Source organism: Neorhizobium lilium (genome assembly GCF_004053875.1).
Lineage (GTDB): Bacteria > Pseudomonadota > Alphaproteobacteria > Rhizobiales > Rhizobiaceae > Neorhizobium > Neorhizobium lilii.
This window is the reverse complement of record NZ_SBIP01000002.1, coordinates 747,418-764,541: the sequence shown is the minus strand read 5'-3', so window position 1 is coordinate 764,541 and position 17,124 is coordinate 747,418. Positions and strand designations below refer to the sequence as shown.

The window sequence follows — 17,124 nt, the reverse complement described above, 5'->3', positions numbered from 1 at the left end:
GGGCTCAGCCTCCGTTTTCGATCGCAGAAGGCTCAGCCGTCACCGGCGCGATCCTGTCGCCATCGCGCACGAAGGCCCCGGCCTTGGCCACTACCTTGTCGCCCGGGTTAAGGCCGCTGACGATCTGGACGAAGCTGCCGTCTTGAATGCCTGTTTCGACCTTGACCTGCTTCACGACATTGTCTTCCACCTTGCGGGCGGTCGAGCCGGAACGGCTGGTTGTAACTGCCGACAGCGGCAGAGCCAGCGTTTTCGTCTCGGCAATGATGATTTCGGCGCTGCCATACATGCCAGCGCGGGCGCTGCTGTGGTCATCTACGATGATGTGTACCAGGCCCAGGCGTGTGGTGGCATCGACTGTTGGCGACACCAGCCGCACCTTGCCTTCGATGGGCTTGCGGCTTCCCGCTATCGTGACGTTGGCCCGTTGTCCGACCTTGACCTTTTGGATGTCGTTTTCGGAAAGGTCGGCCACGAGTTCGATGGCGCCGTCCTTGATGACGGTGAACAGCGGTTCGCCCGCTCCGCTGGCAATAGCGCCAATTTTTGCATTTTTGGCGGAGACGATCCCGTTTACCGGGGTCTTGACGCCGGTGCGGGCAAGCTTCAGGTCGATATCCTTGATCTGCGCATCGACCACGGCAATATCGGACTGACCGACGGCCACGGCCTGGTTTGCTGCATTGAGCCGCGCTTCGGCGACTTCCACCTGGGCATTCGCCTGCTCAAGCTGGGAAATGGTGCTCGTGCCGCTCTGGCTCAGGCGTTGCGTGCGGTCGCGCTGACGCCTGGCATCATCCAGATTGGCTTTTGCTTCCAGCATCTGCGCCTTGTACTGCGCGAGGCCCGCTTCCGCCTTGGCGCGATTTGCCTCCTGTTGGCTTCGCTGCAAAATCAGGTCGTCGTCGTTGAGCGAGGCAAGCACGCTATCCGCTTTCACCTCGCTGCCGACATCGACGTTTATCGTTCGAATAGACAAGCCATCCACCAGCGGCTGGACGTAGATTTCATCGACGGGGCGGATCGAGCCGGTCGCGACGACGCGGTCCGTCATCTGCTTTTCGGCGATCTGGGTAATGACGATAGCGGGCAGCTTCGGGCTGGCGGGCGATGGTTGGGCGGCTGTTTCAGCAGGCTTGGGCACTGCCTCCTGAGCCGCTACGGAACCGGCGATCATGAGGCCGGCCAGCAGCGCCGTGGAGCAGACAAGGCTAGGGTAAACGCGAAACATGCAACGACTTCCACATGAGAAGAGGGCATTTCATCGGCTGAGGATCGTCCCAGATCTCGCCACGTCCCTCCACGCGCGAAATCCCGGCTAAGGTGGCAACCGCCAGAACAAGTTGCAAGGCCCGCCGGCCAGATTCCTAAGAGGCTTACCTTAACTTGTCCGGGCGGCACAAATCAATGTGGGAGGGCGATTGGAAACATGAGTAATGCTTATGAGTTCAGGGGAAGAACCGGGTCATTTCCACTGAAACGACCCGGCTCCTTGTTTCTACTTCAGAGCAGCATCGGTAATCTGCGTGGTGTAGGCACCTTCCGGCTTCTTGGAGATGATCTTCTGGTCGAGCAGAGCCTTGACCGTGCGGTCATAGGTGGAGGCATCTAGCTTCCCCGAGCCGTCGCCGATCAGCTTGGCCACTTCGCCCATCATCCGCTTCTGATGGTTCTCGTCCTGGCCGCCATTGTCCATGACGATCCCTGCCGCTTCGTCAGGGTGCTCCATGGCGTATTTCCAGCCTTTCATGGAGGCGCGGACGAACTTCACCATATTCTCCTTGAACTTCGGGTCCTTGAGCTTGGTGTCGAGCGCGTAGAGACCGTCTTCAAGGAGGTCGTTGCCGAGTTTTGTATAGTTGAAGACGACCAGATCTTCCGCCTTGAAGCCGGCATCGATCGCCTGCCAGTATTCATTGTAGGTCATGACCGAAATGCAGTCTGCCTGCTTCTGGACCAGCGGCTGCACGTCGAAGCTCTGCTTCAGAACCGTAACGCCATCCTTGCCGCCTTCAGTTTTCACGCCCAGCTTGTTCATCCAGGCGAAGAACGGGTATTCGTTGCCGAAGAACCAGACGCCCAACGTGTGACCCTTGAAGTCGGCCTCGGTCTTGATCGGGCCATCCTTGGGGCAGATCAGCTCAAGGCCTGACTTCTGGTAAGGCTGGGCGATGTTGACGAGAGGGACACCCTTCTCGCGCGCCACCAGTGCCCCACCCATCCAATCAACGATGACGTCGGCACCGCCGCCGGCGATCACCTGTTCCGGCGCGATGTCCGGACCGCCCGGCTTGATCGTCACGTCAAGGCCTTCTTCCTTGTAGAAGCCCTTGTCCTTGGCGACGTAATAGCCGCCGAACTGGCCCTGGGCGACCCATTTCAGCTGTAGCGTCAGCTTGTCGGCCGCCATCGCCTGGGCTGCCGCCATGGACATGGCGCCTGCCAGCAATCCCATCAAGATCTTCTTCATTGCCGTTTCCCTCTGTTTAGAAGCTGTTTTCATTGCCGCCCCGTCGCTGGGCCGGATTTTAGCGCCTAGCCTTGACGGTTAGACGGATGCCAGAATGTCGTCAGCCGCTCGGCGAGCGCCACGATCCCATAGAAAACCGATCCGGCAAGCGCCGCAACGGCAATTTCCGCCCAGACCATATCGACATTCATGCGGCCGATCTCGGTCGAGATACGAAAGCCCATGCCGACGATCGGCGTGCCGAAGAATTCCGCGACGATCGCGCCGATCAGCGCCAGCGTCGAGTTGATCTTCAGCGCATTGAAGATGAAGGGCATAGCGGCGGGAAGCCGCAGCTTGGCAAGCGTCTGCCAGTAACCGGACGCATAGGACCGCATCAGGTCTCGTTCCATGGCGCCTGAGGCCGAAAGACCGGCCACCGTGTTCACCAGCATGGGGAAGAAGGTCATGACGATGACCACGGCTGCCTTGGACTGCCAGTCGAAGCCGAACCACATGACCATGATGGGCGCGACACCGACGATCGGCAGCGCCGACATGAGATTGCCGATGGGCATGAGACCGCGCCGCAGGAAGCTGATCCGGTCGGCGAGAATCGCAATGACGAAGCCCGAGGCGCAGCCCACGACATAGCCGAAGACTACCGCCTTGAGGATGGTCTGCTGCACATCGGCCCAGAGGATGGCAACCGAGCCTGCGATGCGGACGCCGATGGCCGAAGGTGGCGGCAGGATGATGAACGGGATGCCGGCGCCGCGCGTCGCGGCTTCCCAGAGGATCACGATCCAGGCGCCGAAAATCGCCGGTATCAGCAGTCTCAAGAGGGCGCTGGCGAACGGCGTTCTCACCTCGATGCCCGAAAGCAGCGTCACGCAACGCCATGCGATCAGCCAGCTTGCGGCGATCATCAGGAAAAAGGACAGGCGGTCCAGCCCGTCGCCATCGGCGATTTCCGTCATCAGCAGATATGTCGCCAGATGAGTCAGCACGAACAGGGCGGCGGCGCGCGTGATCGCCGGGCGAGGCAGCGCATCGACTCCGATTGCCGCCATCAGGATCAGCCAGGCAAGAAAAGTGGTGGTCATGGCTGTCGCGGGTGCATCAAGGCCGACCGGCTGGTCTACGAGAGGCAGGTTGAAAAGCGCGACGATCATCAAGATCAGGGCAAGGGCAGCTTGCCAGGACATTCGGAGCAAGCTCATGCCGGCCTCCCGCCTCTAGATTTCTCGACGATCCTTTCGATGATCCCAACAAGGGCAACCAGCAGCGCTGCCAAAATCGAGCCGGCAATCAGAGCCGCCCACATGTCGATCGTCTGGCTGTAATAGGAGCCGGCGAGCAATTTCGAGCCCAATCCGGCCACAGCGCCGGTCGGCAGTTCGCCGACGATGGCCCCGACCAGGCTTGCGGCGATCGCTACCTTCATGGAGGTGAACAGGTAGGGGATGGAAGCGGGCAGGCGCAGCTTCCAGAAGGTTTGCGCCGCCGTGGCATTATAGGTGCGCATGAGGTCGAGCTGGATGAGCTCGGGCGAGCGCAGGCCCTTCACCATGCCCACCGCCACCGGAAAGAAGGAAAGATAGGTGGAGATGAACGCCTTCGGAATGAGGCCGGTGATGTTGATGGCGCCCAGCACCACGATGACCATAGGGGCCACGGCAAGGATCGGCACCATTTGCGAGGCGATGATCCAGGGCATCAGGCTGCGGTCCAGCGTTTTCACATGGACGATGCCGATGGCGATCAGCATGCCGAGGAGGGTGCCGGCCGCAAAGCCGACCATTGTGGAAGAGAGCGTGACCCAGCCATGATAAACGAGGCTGCGATTAGAGGTGAGGCTTCGCATCACCGTGTTTTCGAACAGGTTCTGCATCACCTGGTGAGGCGCCGGCACGACGGGCTTCGGTTGCGCCATGGTCTTCTGCAGGAATTCGACCGGCGTGGAGGTGACATTGGCGCGGCGGTCGAGGTCGCGCTGGAAGGGCGCGTTCATGAAATATGCGCCAGCATACCAGGCGAGGACGATGATCAGGACGATCGCCATGACGGGCAGGATGCGGTGCCGAACCAGGCTTTCCTTCTGCATCAGCTGTTCGCCTCCAACGGAAACAGCATCAGCACCATGGCGACCACGCCCAGCCCGACGCCCGCCAGTTGCAGCGTGCTCGGGCGCTCCCCGAACACGGCAAAGGCAATGACGTTGATCAGCACGAGTTGCGCCACGGCGGAAGCCGAGATGGCGAGGCCCAAGCCTCCTTCGCGCATGAGCTTCACCATCATCAGGTTGCCGATGCAGTAGAGCCCGAGCGACAGCAGAAGCAGAAGGATGTTGCTGTTGGCAATATAGGCCCGGGATGCGGTAGCCGCCGCCAGAAAGACCGCCATTGCGCCGGCCAGCCAAAGGACGAAAGCCAGGTTCATGTCTCACTCCTCATAGCTATGACCCGCTCGCAAGCCTTCCCGCACCCGATGGGCGATGGCGAGGAATTCCGGCGTCTCGCGGATTTCCAGCGGCCGCTCCTTCGGCAGTGTTGAGTCGATGATGTCGGTGACCCGACCCGGGCGGGGTGACATGACGACGATCTTGGTCGAAAGATAAACGGCTTCCGGAATGGAGTGGGTGACGAAACAGATAGTCTTCCGCGTGCGCGCCCACAGCTTCAGCAACTGCTCATTCAGATGGTCGCGGACGATCTCGTCCAAGGCTCCGAAGGGCTCGTCCATCAGCAGCAGATCGGCATCGAAGGCAAGCGCTCTGGCAATAGAGGCCCGCTGCTGCATGCCGCCGGAGAGCTGCCATGGGTATTTCTTGGAGAAGCCCGTGAGATTGACCAGGTCGAGTGTCCGGGCGACGCGGCTCGCCCGCTCCATTTTGCTGTGCCCCATGATCTCCAGCGGCAGGGCGATGTTCTTCTCGATCGTCCGCCATGGGTAAAGCGCCGGCGCCTGAAAGACATAGCCGTAGGAGCGGGATTTGCGGGCTTCCTCCGGCGTCATGCCGTTGACGGTGATCTCGCCGGCCGTCGCCTTTTCAAGATCGGCGATCACCCGCAGGAAGGTTGTCTTGCCGCAGCCCGACGGGCCGATGAAGGAGACGAAATCGCCGCGCTTCACATCGAGATCGACATTGGACAGGGCATGCACCGGCCCGTCACTGGTCTGGAATGTCAGCCCCAGCTTTTTGGCCGAGACGACGGAAAAGCTGCTCTCATTCATCGGCATTTCGGCATTGGCCCCAGTTTGGTGCCGTCGGGAAAGCTCACGGTATATCCTTTGGCCGATTTTGTGAGGGTTGCAGTGTCCAGCGAACCGGCTTCGCCATCAGCCTCACACTCAGCCTGGATAGTGAAACCTGTCGCTGTCTTCGTTGCCTCGCCCTGAAAGTCGCAGGTAGAGACGGACGTGGTGATGCCGTCATCGTTGAGGAGCAAGAAGTCGTCGGCGCCGGAGGACTTGCCCGTCTTGGCATAGACACAGCCTTCCTTACTGCCATAGGCTCCGTCGAGGAAATTGGCTGCTTCGGTGGAGCCGGTTGCCAAGGCCAGGCAGAAGATCGTCAGTGCGATGCGCATTCTCACACTCCCGATGCCGGGATGCCCGACCGCTCCACCTTGCGGGGTGCCGTCAGTTCCTTCCAACTGGACAATGCCTTGTTGACGGCAGGGTAGGGCTCGCGGGCCACGAACTGGCCGTGTCCTTCGCGGGTCTTGACGGCACCATCCTCGATGGCGACGACACCGCGCGTCAGCGTGTAGCGCGGCAGGCCCGTCACCTGCTTGCCCTCGAAGACGTTGTAGTCGATCGCGGATTGCTGTGTGGCGGCGGAAATCGTCTTCGATTTGTTCGGATCGAGCACGACGATATCTGCGTCGGCGCCGACCAGGATGGCGCCCTTCTTCGGATAGACGTTGAGGATCTTGGCGATGTTGGTGGAGGTGACCGCGACAAATTCGTTCATGGTGATGCGGCCGGTCTGCACGCCGTGGGTCCAGAGCATGGGCATGCGGTCTTCGAGCCCGCCTGTGCCGTTCGGTATCTTGCGGAAGTCTCCAACGCCGGTGCGTTTCTGGTCGGTGGTGAAAGCGCAATGGTCGGTCGCCACCACCTGCAGCGAGCCGGAGGCAAGACCGGCCCAGAGTGAGTCCTGGTGCTGCTTGTTGCGGAAGGGCGGGGACATGACGCGGCGTGCCGAATGGTCCCAGTCCTTGTCGAAGTATTCGCTCTCGTCCAGCGTCAGGTGCTGGATCAGGGGCTCCCCATAGACGCGCATGCCGTTTTGCCGGGCGCGGCGAATGGCTTCATGTGCCTGCTCGCATGAGGTGTGGACCACGTAAAGCGGAACGCCTGCCATGTCTGCAATGATGATGGCGCGATTGGTGGCTTCGCCCTCGACGGAGGCGGGACGGGAATAAGCGTGGGCTTCGGGGCCGTTATTACCCTCGTCCATCAGCTTCTGCTGCATGGCGGCGACGATATCGCCATTTTCCGCATGGACAAGGGGCAGGGCGCCTAGCTCGGCGCAGCGCGAAAAGGAGGCGAACATCTCGTCGTCGTTCACCATCAGCGCGCCCTTGTAGGCCATGAAATGCTTGAAGGTGTTGATGCCGTGCTGCTGCACGACTGTCTTCATGTCGTCGAAGACCTGCTCGCCCCACCAGGTGACGGACATGTGGAAGGAATAGTCGCAGTTGGCGCGCGTCGCCTTGTTATCCCAGCGCTTCAGTGCGTCGAGCAGCGATTGGCCGGGATCGGGCAGACAGAAATCCACGACCATGGTGGTACCGCCGGCCAGCGCCGCGCGTGTTCCGCTCTCGAAGTCATCGGCGGAATAGGTGCCCATGAAGGGCATTTCGAGATGCACATGCGGATCGATGCCACCCGGCATGACGTAACAGCCCGCTGCGTCCAGCGTGGTATCGCCAGACAGGTTCGGCCCAATCTCGATGATCCTGCCGCCGTCGATCTTGACGTCCGCCTTGTAGGTGAGGTCGGCGGTGACGATGGTCCCGCCCTTGATGACTGTGGTCATGGTTGTTCCCCTGTCGGTTCAATCGCGGTGAGATCTGCTGGGTGAAAGCGCGTGATTTTGCATAGCTCAATCATTTGACCGCTCAGTGCAGCAAGGATCGTATCCAGCACGGCTCGTCGTTCATGAGTGATCTCGTGGTTCCAGAAGCGTAGGACAGCGTAGCCTTTGGCGTTAAGCCATCGTGTGCGTACTTCATCGTTGCGGCTTTGAGCATGCTGAAAGCCATCGACTTCAATGACTAGTTTTTGCTCGCGACAGAGGAAGTCCGCCACGTATGGGCCAAGCGGAACCTGCCGCGAAAATTTGTAGCCATTTAGAAGGCGGTTTCGCAGTTCACTCCAAAGCCGATACTCTTCCTCTGTCTCGTTTCGGCGAAGTCTTCTCGCCTGCTTGGTCTTGCCAGAACTTCTTTTGGTGATGTCATCTGCTGACATGCGACGCACCCCCTCATCCGGCCCTTCGGGCCACCTTCTCCCCGTGGGGGAGAAGATATTTCTTGCTGGCCTGTGCAAAATCAACCTCGGAACTCGAATCTCAAGAGATGGATTTGGAGAAGAGGGCGCAGCGTATTCCCTCTTCTCCCCAACTGGGAGAAGGTGGCCCGAAGGGCCGGATGAGGGGGTGCTCGTCGAAGATGAGCCATTGATCTTGGGAAATACGGATGTGGTCATGGACCAGTGCATCGGTTACTCCACGATCTCCGCCGTCTCCAGCACCGCATGGAACAGCACGTCGGCGCCTGCCGCTGCCCAGCCCTTGGAAATCTCCTCCGCCTCGTTATGGGAAAGGCCGCCGACGCAGGGGCACATGATCATGGTGGCCGGCGCCACCTTGGCAGCCCAGCAGGCGTCATGGCCGGCGCCGGAAATGACGTTCATGTGGCTGTAGCCCAGTCTTTCGGCGGCATCGCGGACGCGGCCGACAAGAACCGGATCGAAGGTGATCGGATCGAAATGACCGACTGCCTCCACCGAACAGCCGACGCTTAAGTCTTCGCAGATCTTGGCTGCCTGTGACTCGATCCTGGCCCGCATGCGGTCGAGTTTTTCCTGTGTGGGCGTGCGGATGTCGACAGTAAAGACGACCTTGCCCGGCAAGACGTTGCGGGAGTTGGGCGAGAAGAACACTTGGCCGACGCCGCCGACGGCGCCGGGCTGTTCGGCCATGGCGACATCCTGAACCATCTCGAAGATGCGGCCCATGGCAAGGCCGGCATTGACGCGCAGGTTCATCGGCGTCGAGCCCGTATGGGCCTCGCGCCCGGTGAGCGTGAATTCCAGCCACCACAGACCCTGACAGTGCGTCACCACGCCGATCTGCTTGTCCTCCGCCTCGAGGATCGGGCCTTGCTCGATGTGGTACTCGAAATAGGCATGCATCTTGCGCGCGCCTACCTCCTCTTCCCCGACCCAGCCGATGCGTGTCAGTTCGTCGCCGAAGCTCTTGCCGTCCGGGTCCTTGCGGGAATAGGCGTAGTCCACGGAATGCACGCCGGCGAAAACGCCAGAGGCCAGCATGGCGGGCGCAAAACGGGCGCCTTCCTCGTTGGTCCAGTTTGTAACGGTGATAGGGTGCTTCGTCTTGATGCCGAGGTCGTTCAGGCTTCGCACCACTTCCAGCCCGGCCAGCACGCCGAGCACGCCATCGAACTTGCCGCCGGTCGGTTGGGTATCGAGGTGGGAGCCGATATAGACCGGCAGGGCTTGCGGATCGGTGCCCGCCCGCGTCGCGAACATGGTGCCCATCTTGTCGACGCCGATGGTCATGCCTTCCGCTTCGCACCAGGCCTTGAAGAGGTTGCGCCCCTCGGCATCCGCGTCGGTCAGGGTCTGGCGGTTGTTGCCGCCGGCAATGCCGGGACCGATCTTGGCCATCTCCATGAGCATGTCCCAGAGGCGGTCACCATTGATACGCAAGTTCTCGCCTGGCGCTGCCACCATTGCTTCATCCTCACCCGTTTGCGCCGCCTTCGACCGGCGGCATGCTTTTTGTTCCCGTGGTCCTTCGCAGCCTTTGGCTATTGAAGATCAGCGTTGCCTTTGTTTTGCTTGTCGCTGATAATTTGACCGATTGGTAAAAGCTTACAATGTCCGCGGCTTCACTCAAGCCCAAAAACGGCAAAGCCGCAGAATTTATAAGACGCATCACTGAAGGGCAGACAAGCGGATGGCGGTGCCAAGAGCGGCGAAAACACAAAGACGCACACGCATCCAAGAGGAGAAGGAGGAGCGCATTCTCGAAGCGGCGCTGGACGTCTTTTCCGCCCAGGGGTTCCGTGGCTCCACTATCGACCAGATCGCCGATGCCGCCGGCATGTCGAAACCCAATCTCCTCTACTATTTCCGTACGAAGGAGGCGATCCATCGCCAACTCATCGACCGGGTCCTTTCCACCTGGCTGGAACCGCTGCAGGCTTTCGATGCGGAGGGGAGCCCCGAGTCGGAAATCCGCTCCTATATTCGCCGCAAGCTGGAAATGGCCCGCGACTTCCCGCGTGAAAGCAGGCTCTTCGCCAACGAGGTGCTTCAGGGCGCGCCGAATATCGAAGACGAGTTGAAAGGGCCGCTGAAGGAGCTTGTGGACGAGAAGGCGGAGGTCATCCGCGCCTGGGCACGTGCCGGGAAAATCGCCCGGTGCGACCCCTATCATCTGATCTTCTCGATTTGGTCCACGACCCAGCATTATGCGGATTTCGATGTGCAGGTGCGGGCGGTGCTGGGGCAGAAACAGGCAGGTGAGGGCCGATTCGAAGATGCGGCGCGGTTTCTCGAACAGTTGTTCATGGATGGCCTGAGAATTCAGGCGAAATGAGAGGTCACCGGTAAACTTATAATGAAAACGCCGGCCACAAGGGGCCGGCGCATTCGTGTCCTGGGAGGACGTGAGGTAGATCAGGCCGCAGCGGAAGCGTAGCCGGTAGTCGGGACTTCGGCGATCGTCTTCAGAACCTGGGAAGCGATCGCATAGGGGTCGCCCTGGGAGTTCGGGCGACGATCTTCGAGGTAGCCCTTGTAGCCGTTGTTGACGAAGGAGTGTGGCACGCGGATCGACGCGCCACGGTCGGCAACGCCGTAGGAGAACTTGTTCCACGGAGCGGTTTCGTGCTTGCCGGTCAGGCGCAGGTGGTTGTCCGGACCGTAAACGTCGATATGCTCTTTCCAGTTCTTGGAGAAGGCAGCCATAAGGGCTTCGAAATATTCCTTGCCACCAACTTCACGCAGATGCTTGGTGGAGAAATTGCAGTGCATGCCCGAACCGTTCCAGTCGGTGTCGCCGAGCGGCTTGCAATGGAATTCGACGTCGATGCCGTACTTCTCGCACAGGCGAAGAAGCAGGTAGCGAGCGATCCAGATCTGGTCGGCGGCGCGCTTGGAGCCCTTGCCGAAAATCTGGAATTCCCACTGGCCCTTGGCCACTTCGGCGTTGATGCCTTCGTGGTTGATGCCGGCTTCCAGGCAAAGGTCGAGGTGTTCTTCGACGATTTCGCGAGCGATGGAGCCGACATTCTTGTAGCCGACGCCGGTGTAGTAGGGACCCTGCGGAGCCGGGTAGCCCTGCTCAGGGAAGCCGAGCGGACGACCGTCTTCGTAGAAGAAATATTCCTGCTCGAAGCCGAACCAGGCGTCTTCATCGTCGAGGATGGTGGCGCGGGTGTTGGACGTGTGCGGCGTGAGGCCATCCGGCATCATGACTTCGCACATGACCAGGGCACCGTTGGTGCGGGCGGGATCCGGGTAGATGGCAACCGGCTTCAGCACGCAGTCCGAGCTGTGGCCTTCGGCCTGCATGGTCGACGAACCGTCGAAGCCCCAGAGCGGAAGCTGGTCGAGTGTGGGGAAGCTGTCGAATTCCTTGACCTGCGTCTTGCCGCGCAGGTTCGCTACCGGCTTGTAGCCGTCGAGCCAGATGTACTCGAGCTTATACTTGGTCATGTTTTATCTCTCAGGCCGCGTTCATGGTTGAGCAATCCTGAAGCGGAGCACTGCTTTTGCAGCTGTCTGCCCCAGGTATGAAACGATAAACGCACATACCGTGCCAGTTCGAGCGGAACTCCCATGGCCCTTTCAAAAATTGTCGGTGGGCTTGGCTCCGCCACGAAGGGAAGCCGGTGCAGCTCGTTGTTTATCAGCGCCTTCTCACGGAAATTCACGACTTGACAAGCCAGACACACGGCTTCGGAACTGTGGAGGCCGCCGGCCGTTGGGGTAAAATACCAACTGCGAATACCGGTCGCCCCCTCCTAAAGGCTCCTAACGCCTCAAAATGCAGCTAGCATTGGTGCCGGGAATGATGTAAAATAGTGCAATAAGCATAAAAAATGTGCACATTTTGAAAATGGTGCATTCGGTCATCCAGAGGAAGCCACCCATGGCAGTCAGCATTCAAAGCGAGAGCGCCAGAATTTACGAGTTCCCGTTGCGTCCGCGTCGCCGTCTCGAAGATGGGCGCACCGTACCTGCTTCACCTTATGATGCGACCGTGAGCGTCGTCGACCAGTGCTGGTATCACGGCGAGGCCGTTCGAGACGAGCCGACCAAGCCGGATTGGCCGAAGCCATGCTGATCTATGCAGTCCTAAAATCCAATTGGTGATGCTGGTTGTTCTGTGAGGTCTATGACCCTATGAGGGTCATGTCTCTTCTGGAGGGCGACCAGTGCCATAAACGAAACAAGCCCGGGCATGCCCGGGCTTGTTTCGTTGTGTCGTCCTGGATCTCAGGCGGCGTTACGCATTCTCTGTGCAACGGAAGCAAGGTCTGCACCGGAGCCGAGCTTGAAGGCCTGGAGCACCGTTTCCAGGTGGCGGCTTTCATCTGCAAGCGTTTCGCTGGCGGCTGTGGTCTCTTCCACCATCGCGGCGTTCTTCTGGGTCATCTGGTCCATGTGGTTGACGGAGGAGTTGATCTCGGCCAACGCGGTCGCCTGCTCGCGGGCAGCAGTGGCAATCGATTCCACATGCTCGTTCACCCGATTGACCAGGCTTTCTATTTCCACGAGAGCGTCGCCGGTCGAGCGAACGAGCGATACGCCCCCTTCGACCTCGGATGCAGATGCGCTGATCAAGGTCTTTATTTCCTTGGCGGCATTGGCCGAGCGTTGAGCAAGTTCGCGCACTTCCTGGGCAACGACTGCAAAGCCGCGGCCTGCTTCGCCTGCACGGGCGGCTTCGACGCCAGCGTTGAGCGCCAGCAGGTTGGTCTGGAAGGCGATCTCGTCGATGACGCCGATGATCTGGCTGATCTTGGTCGAGGAATCCTCGATGCGGCTCATGGCGGTGACGGCGCTGCGGACGATCTGACCCGACTTGGCAGCGCTCTGCTTTGTTTCATGCACCATATCTCGGGCTTCCGTGGCACGGGAAGAGGCGGCACGGACAGTCGCGGTGATTTCGTCCAGAGCCGCTGCCGTTTCCTCAAGGGCGGCAGCCTGCTGTTCGGTGCGCTTGGAGAGGTCGTTGGCGGCGGAGCTGAGTTCGGCTGAATTGTTGTTGATCGTGCCGGCCGAGCCCCGGATGTTGTTCATGGTGGCGCGCAGCTGGACCATGGTGTGGTTCACGTTGGATTGCAGTTCGGCAAAGGCGCCCTGGAACTGGCCGTTCATGCTTTGCGTCAGGTCGCAATCGGCAAGCGCTGCAATGACGCGGCGCATTTCATTGATTGCGTTATCGACGCTGGATACCAATTCGTTGACACCTGCCGCAAAGCGATTGAGATCCTTGTTTTCGTAGTCCTTGCTGATGCGGCCGGAGAAATTGCCGGCAACGGCTGCGGCGACGACTTCCGAAATGCTGGTCTGGAGGTCGCTGCTGCGTTCGTGAAGAACGGCTTCCTGCGCCTTCAGTTCACGCATGGCCAGCGCATTGCTGCGGAAGACTTCCACCGCGCCGGCCATTTCGCCGATCTCGTCCTTGCGGGAGGTATCGACGGAGATGGTGTCCATCTCGCCCTGAGCGAGGCGGCTCATGGCATGGGTGAGCGAGCGGATCGGGCCGACGATGCCGCGGCGAGCGACTATGGTGCTGATAACGGCACCCAGCACGATGAAGGCGATGGCAGACAGTGCGGCGACCATCATTGCGGTAGAGGAGGAGGACAGGGCTTGGGCGCGGGCGGCGGCCAGGGCATTTCCGGAATAGGTGCTGTAGACCTTGACCGTATCGGTCACGACCTTCTGGGCATCGAGCGCCTTCTTCAGCGAGGCGCTGATGGCGGCAGGATCGGCGCCGTTCTTTTCCGCCGTGTCCACCATGGCGTGAATGGCCGTGAAGTAGCTATAGAGAGCCGTGCGGATCGTTGCGAGCTGCTGCTTCTCGGTGGCGTCGGCGGTGGATTCGATCTTCGGCAGGCGAGCAAGCATTTCCGTGCTGCGCTTGTCCGTTTCAGCGCGGAAGTCCTTGGCTTTTGCCGGCTCGGCGGCCAGCTGGTAGGTCATGCGGCTGATCGCGATGATATCGACCCGCAGATCCATCGCCTCGCGGGCAATTTCTTCCTGGGCGCCGACTGTCGTCATCGCTTTCTGGAGACCATAAAGACCGGATCCGCAAATGCCGGCAATGATGAGGGAGGACAGCCCCATGACGACCACGACGAGGCCGATCTTCTTGGAAATCGAGATATCTTTAAACACCATATTCAACACCAAGCAGCGCTAGAGCGACAAAAACTCCCGTCCGGAGGCCATCACTGCGGAGGCCGCCTCAAGAGATCTGCATAAGATGCTGACAGGTTTGCTCTAATTGAGCGTTAAATTATATTGCGAGATTGAATAAAGCTGAGCACTGGCCAAAAGGCTGTTCAGGTTCTCGGCCTTGATCAGGCAAGGTGCCGCACGCTCTCACCGTTGCACGGAAAGAGCCCCGGCGGGAGTGCAGCCGGGGCAAGACTCAGGATTATTCAGCAGCCTCGCGTGACATCGGGTTGTTCGGATGCTGGGTCCAGTTAGCGTAGCTCGGGTCCACGACCTTGCCGGTGCGTTGGTCGAGTTGACCAGCGGGGAGAGCATCCAAGGTGATGCAGTTCTCGACAGGACAGACATTGACGCAGAGATTGCAGCCGACGCATTCCTCTTCCATTACCTCGAAATGACGGACGCCATCGACCATGTTGGTAATCGCCTGGTGGGACGTGTCCTCGCAGGCGATGTGGCAGCGGCCGCATTTGATGCAGGCGTCCTGGTCGATATGCGCCTTGGCGATATAGTTGAGGTTCAGATACTGCCAGTCGGTCACGTTCTGTACGGCACGGCCGGTAATGTCGTCCAGCGTGCGGTGGCCCTTTTCGTCCATCCAATCGCACAGCCCGGTGATCATTTCCTCCACGATCTTGAAGCCGTAGGTCATGGCGGCCGTACAGACCTGCACATTGCCAGCGCCAAGCGCCAGGAATTCCGCTGCATCGCGCCAGGTGGTAACCCCGCCGATGCCGGAGATCGGCAAGCCGTAGGTTTCCGCATCGCGGGCGATTTCGGCCACCATGTTGAGCGCGATCGGCTTGACCGCCGGACCACAATAGCCGCCATGGCTGCCCTTGCCCCCAATCGACGGATTTGGCGAGAAGCTGTCGAGATCGACGGAGACGATGGACGAGATCGTGTTGATCAGCGAGACTGCGTCGGTGCCGCCCCGCTTGGCGGCCCGGGCCGGATGGCGGATGTCGGTAATGTTGGGCGTCAGCTTGGTGATGACCGGCATGCGGGTATATTGCTTGCACCAGCGAACCACCATTTCGATATATTCCGGCACCTGGCCCACTGCCGAGCCCATGCGGCGTTCCGACATGCCATGCGGACAGCCGAAATTGAGCTCGATGCCATCGACTTCGGTCTCTTCCACCAGCGGCAGGATGGCCTTCCAGGCCTGCTCCTCGCATGGCACCATGATAGAGGCAACCACAGCCCGGTCCGGCCAGTTCTTCTTCACTTCCTTCATTTCGCGAAGGTTGGTGTAGAGGTCGCGGTCGGTGATCAGCTCGATATTGTTCAAGCCAAGCAAGCGGCGGTCGGCGCCCCAGATGGCGCCGTAGCGCGGGCCATTGACATTGACGACCGGTGGGCCTTCTTCGCCGAGTGTTTTCCAGACCACGCCGCCCCAGCCGGCCTTGAAGGCGCGCTCGACATTGTAGGCCTTGTCAGTGGGCGGCGCGGAGGCCAGCCAGAAGGGATTGGGGGATTTGATGCCGACGAAATTATTGCGGATATCAGCCATGATCTCGATCCCTCTCAGGCTACGGCCATGGCGGGCTGTGCAGCCGCCATCAAAGCGCGATTGATGCTTTCAGCAGCGTCCCTGCCCTGAGCCACGGCCGAAACGGTGAGATCCTCGCCGGTGCCGATGCAGTCGCCGCCTGCCCAGATGCCCTCGACAGAGGTGCGGCCTTCCACATCAACCATGATCTTGCCGCGTTCGAACTGAAGCGCGCCGAGCCCGGACGCCGAGAAAGTCTGCCCGATCGCCTTCATGATCTGATCGGCTGCGATGACGCCTGCCTCTCCGGTGCCCACCAGCCTGCCGTCACGCATGGCCGTATATTCCACCTCTATGCCGGCGACACGACCGTCCTCGCCGACGATCTTCTTCGGCGCCAGCCAATGGCGGATAATAACGCCGTTCGCGGTTGCCAGATCCTGCTCGTAAGTAGAGGCGTTCATGTTTTCCTTGCCGCGCCGGTAGCAGATCGTCACTTCTTCCGCGCCAAGGAGCTTGGCCTGGATGGCCGCGTCGATCGCCGTCATGCCACCCCCGATCACGATCACGCGCCGGCCGATCGGAACGAGGCTCTTGTCCGCCGTCTGGCGCAGGACGGCGATGAAATCCACAGCGTCATCGACGCCCTGCAGATCTTCGCCTTCGACACCGAGCCCGTTGACGCCGGCAAGCCCCATGCCGAGGAAGACGCCATCATATTGAGTGCTAAGGTCGGAGAGAGAGAAGTCACGGCCCAGCGCCTGGCCGTTGCGGATCTCGATGCCGCCGATCGCGGTGACATAATCGACCTCTCGGGCTGCGAAGTCATCCACGGCCTTGTAGGTCGCGATGCCGTATTCGTTGAGCCCGCCTGCTTTCTCACGCGCATCGAAGATCACTACGGAATGGCCGTGTCGGGCCAGGCGATGTGCCGCCGCAAGGCCTGCCGGTCCGGCGCCGACTATGGCGACGGTTTTGCCTGTCGATACGGCGCGCTGATAGAATTGGCGGTTCGTTTCCATGGCAATATCTGTGGCGTAGCGCTGAAGCTTGCCGATCTCCACCGGCCGGTCTTCCGCAGTGTTGCGCACGCAAACCTGCTCGCAGAGCGTTTCGGTGGGACAGACGCGCGCGCACATGCCGCCGAGAATGTTCTGGTCGAAGATGGTCTTTGCCGAACCTAGCGGGTTGCCTGTCGATATCTGCCGGATGAACAGCGGAATATCGATGGCGGTGGGACAGGCCGTCATGCACGGCGCGTCGTAGCAGAAGTAACAGCGGTCCGAAGCGACCAGCGCTTCGTGCCTGTCGAGACGCGGATGAAGGTCCGCGAAGTTTGCTTCGTATTCGGCGGGCGCCAGGCGTCCGGCCTCTATGCCATTTCCCAGTCGATCCATCCCTGTTCCCCTTTTTCTGGATTCATGGACAACTATTAGGCAAACGG

At 60.3% G+C, this 17,124-nt stretch carries 16 protein-coding genes; 2 read left to right on the top strand and 14 right to left on the bottom strand.

The genetic code is table 11. The features are described from left to right. Positions 1–4 precede the first annotated feature (4 nt). From EPK99_RS09860 to EPK99_RS09815, 10 genes are all read right to left on the bottom strand, one after another. Complete coding sequence (locus EPK99_RS09860; protein WP_425374193.1) at positions 5–1,177, bottom strand: efflux RND transporter periplasmic adaptor subunit; 1,173 nt, start codon at positions 1,175–1,177, stop codon at positions 5–7. A gap of 321 nt (positions 1,178–1,498) precedes the next feature. Further along, complete coding sequence (locus EPK99_RS09855; RefSeq protein WP_128442848.1) at positions 1,499–2,470, bottom strand: ABC transporter substrate-binding protein; 972 nt, start codon at positions 2,468–2,470, stop codon at positions 1,499–1,501. Between the two features lie 65 nt (positions 2,471–2,535). After that, positions 2,536–3,672 (bottom strand): ABC transporter permease, encoded by a 1,137-nt coding sequence (locus tag EPK99_RS09850; RefSeq protein WP_128442847.1) that lies wholly within the window; start codon positions 3,670–3,672, stop codon positions 2,536–2,538. After that, positions 3,669–4,556, bottom strand: a complete 888-nt coding sequence (locus EPK99_RS09845) for an ABC transporter permease (protein WP_128442846.1) — start codon at positions 4,554–4,556, stop codon at positions 3,669–3,671. The genes EPK99_RS09850 and EPK99_RS09845 overlap by 4 nt, the downstream gene beginning before the upstream one ends. Continuing rightward, positions 4,556–4,891 carry a hypothetical protein gene (locus EPK99_RS09840; protein ID WP_128442845.1) on the bottom strand — a complete coding sequence of 112 codons (336 nt, stop codon included), beginning with the start codon at positions 4,889–4,891 and terminating at the stop codon, positions 4,556–4,558. Before EPK99_RS09840 ends, EPK99_RS09845 begins: the two co-directional genes overlap by 1 nt. A gap of 3 nt (positions 4,892–4,894) precedes the next feature. Then, positions 4,895–5,686 carry an ABC transporter ATP-binding protein gene (locus tag EPK99_RS09835; protein WP_128442844.1) on the bottom strand — a complete coding sequence of 264 codons (792 nt, stop codon included), beginning with the start codon at positions 5,684–5,686 and terminating at the stop codon, positions 4,895–4,897. Continuing rightward, positions 5,683–6,042, bottom strand: coding sequence for a hypothetical protein (locus EPK99_RS09830; RefSeq protein WP_128442843.1), 360 nt, complete (start codon positions 6,040–6,042; stop codon positions 5,683–5,685). The genes EPK99_RS09835 and EPK99_RS09830 overlap by 4 nt, the downstream gene beginning before the upstream one ends. 2 nt (positions 6,043–6,044) lie before the next feature. Then, positions 6,045–7,499 (bottom strand): dihydropyrimidinase, encoded by a 1,455-nt coding sequence (hydA, locus tag EPK99_RS09825; protein WP_128442842.1) that lies wholly within the window; start codon positions 7,497–7,499, stop codon positions 6,045–6,047. Further along, entirely contained in the window at positions 7,496–8,170 is a 675-nt protein-coding gene (locus EPK99_RS09820; RefSeq protein WP_128443390.1) for an endonuclease domain-containing protein, read from the bottom strand. Before EPK99_RS09820 ends, hydA begins: the two co-directional genes overlap by 4 nt. 15 nt (positions 8,171–8,185) lie before the next feature. After that, complete coding sequence (locus EPK99_RS09815; RefSeq protein ID WP_128442841.1) at positions 8,186–9,439, bottom strand: Zn-dependent hydrolase; 1,254 nt, start codon at positions 9,437–9,439, stop codon at positions 8,186–8,188. A gap of 226 nt (positions 9,440–9,665) precedes the next feature. Between EPK99_RS09815 and EPK99_RS09810 the strand changes: the two genes are divergently transcribed. Continuing rightward, complete coding sequence (locus tag EPK99_RS09810) at positions 9,666–10,310, top strand: TetR family transcriptional regulator C-terminal domain-containing protein (protein ID WP_128442840.1); 645 nt, start codon at positions 9,666–9,668, stop codon at positions 10,308–10,310. An 80-nt stretch (positions 10,311–10,390) separates the two neighbouring features. Here the strand turns inward: EPK99_RS09810 and EPK99_RS09805 are convergent, their stop codons facing one another. Next, positions 10,391–11,431, bottom strand: coding sequence for a glutamine synthetase beta-grasp domain-containing protein (locus EPK99_RS09805; RefSeq protein ID WP_128442839.1), 1,041 nt, complete (start codon positions 11,429–11,431; stop codon positions 10,391–10,393). 436 nt (positions 11,432–11,867) lie between these two features. Between EPK99_RS09805 and EPK99_RS09800 the strand changes: the two genes are divergently transcribed. Then, complete coding sequence (locus EPK99_RS09800; protein ID WP_128442838.1) at positions 11,868–12,062, top strand: DUF2735 domain-containing protein; 195 nt, start codon at positions 11,868–11,870, stop codon at positions 12,060–12,062. Between the two features lie 152 nt (positions 12,063–12,214). Here the strand turns inward: EPK99_RS09800 and EPK99_RS09795 are convergent, their stop codons facing one another. The 3 genes from EPK99_RS09795 to EPK99_RS09785 all read right to left on the bottom strand — a co-directional run bounded on the left by EPK99_RS09795 (position 12,215) and on the right by EPK99_RS09785 (position 17,077). After that, positions 12,215–14,128, bottom strand: coding sequence for a HAMP domain-containing methyl-accepting chemotaxis protein (locus EPK99_RS09795; RefSeq protein WP_128442837.1), 1,914 nt, complete (start codon positions 14,126–14,128; stop codon positions 12,215–12,217). A 259-nt stretch (positions 14,129–14,387) separates the two neighbouring features. Beyond that, positions 14,388–15,701 (bottom strand): NAD-dependent dihydropyrimidine dehydrogenase subunit PreA, encoded by a 1,314-nt coding sequence (gene preA / locus EPK99_RS09790; protein WP_128442836.1) that lies wholly within the window; start codon positions 15,699–15,701, stop codon positions 14,388–14,390. 14 nt (positions 15,702–15,715) lie between these two features. Continuing rightward, positions 15,716–17,077: an NAD(P)-dependent oxidoreductase gene (locus EPK99_RS09785; RefSeq protein WP_128442835.1), complete on the bottom strand. Its 1,362-nt coding sequence runs from the start codon at positions 17,075–17,077 to the stop codon at positions 15,716–15,718. Positions 17,078–17,124: the final 47 nt, after the last annotated feature.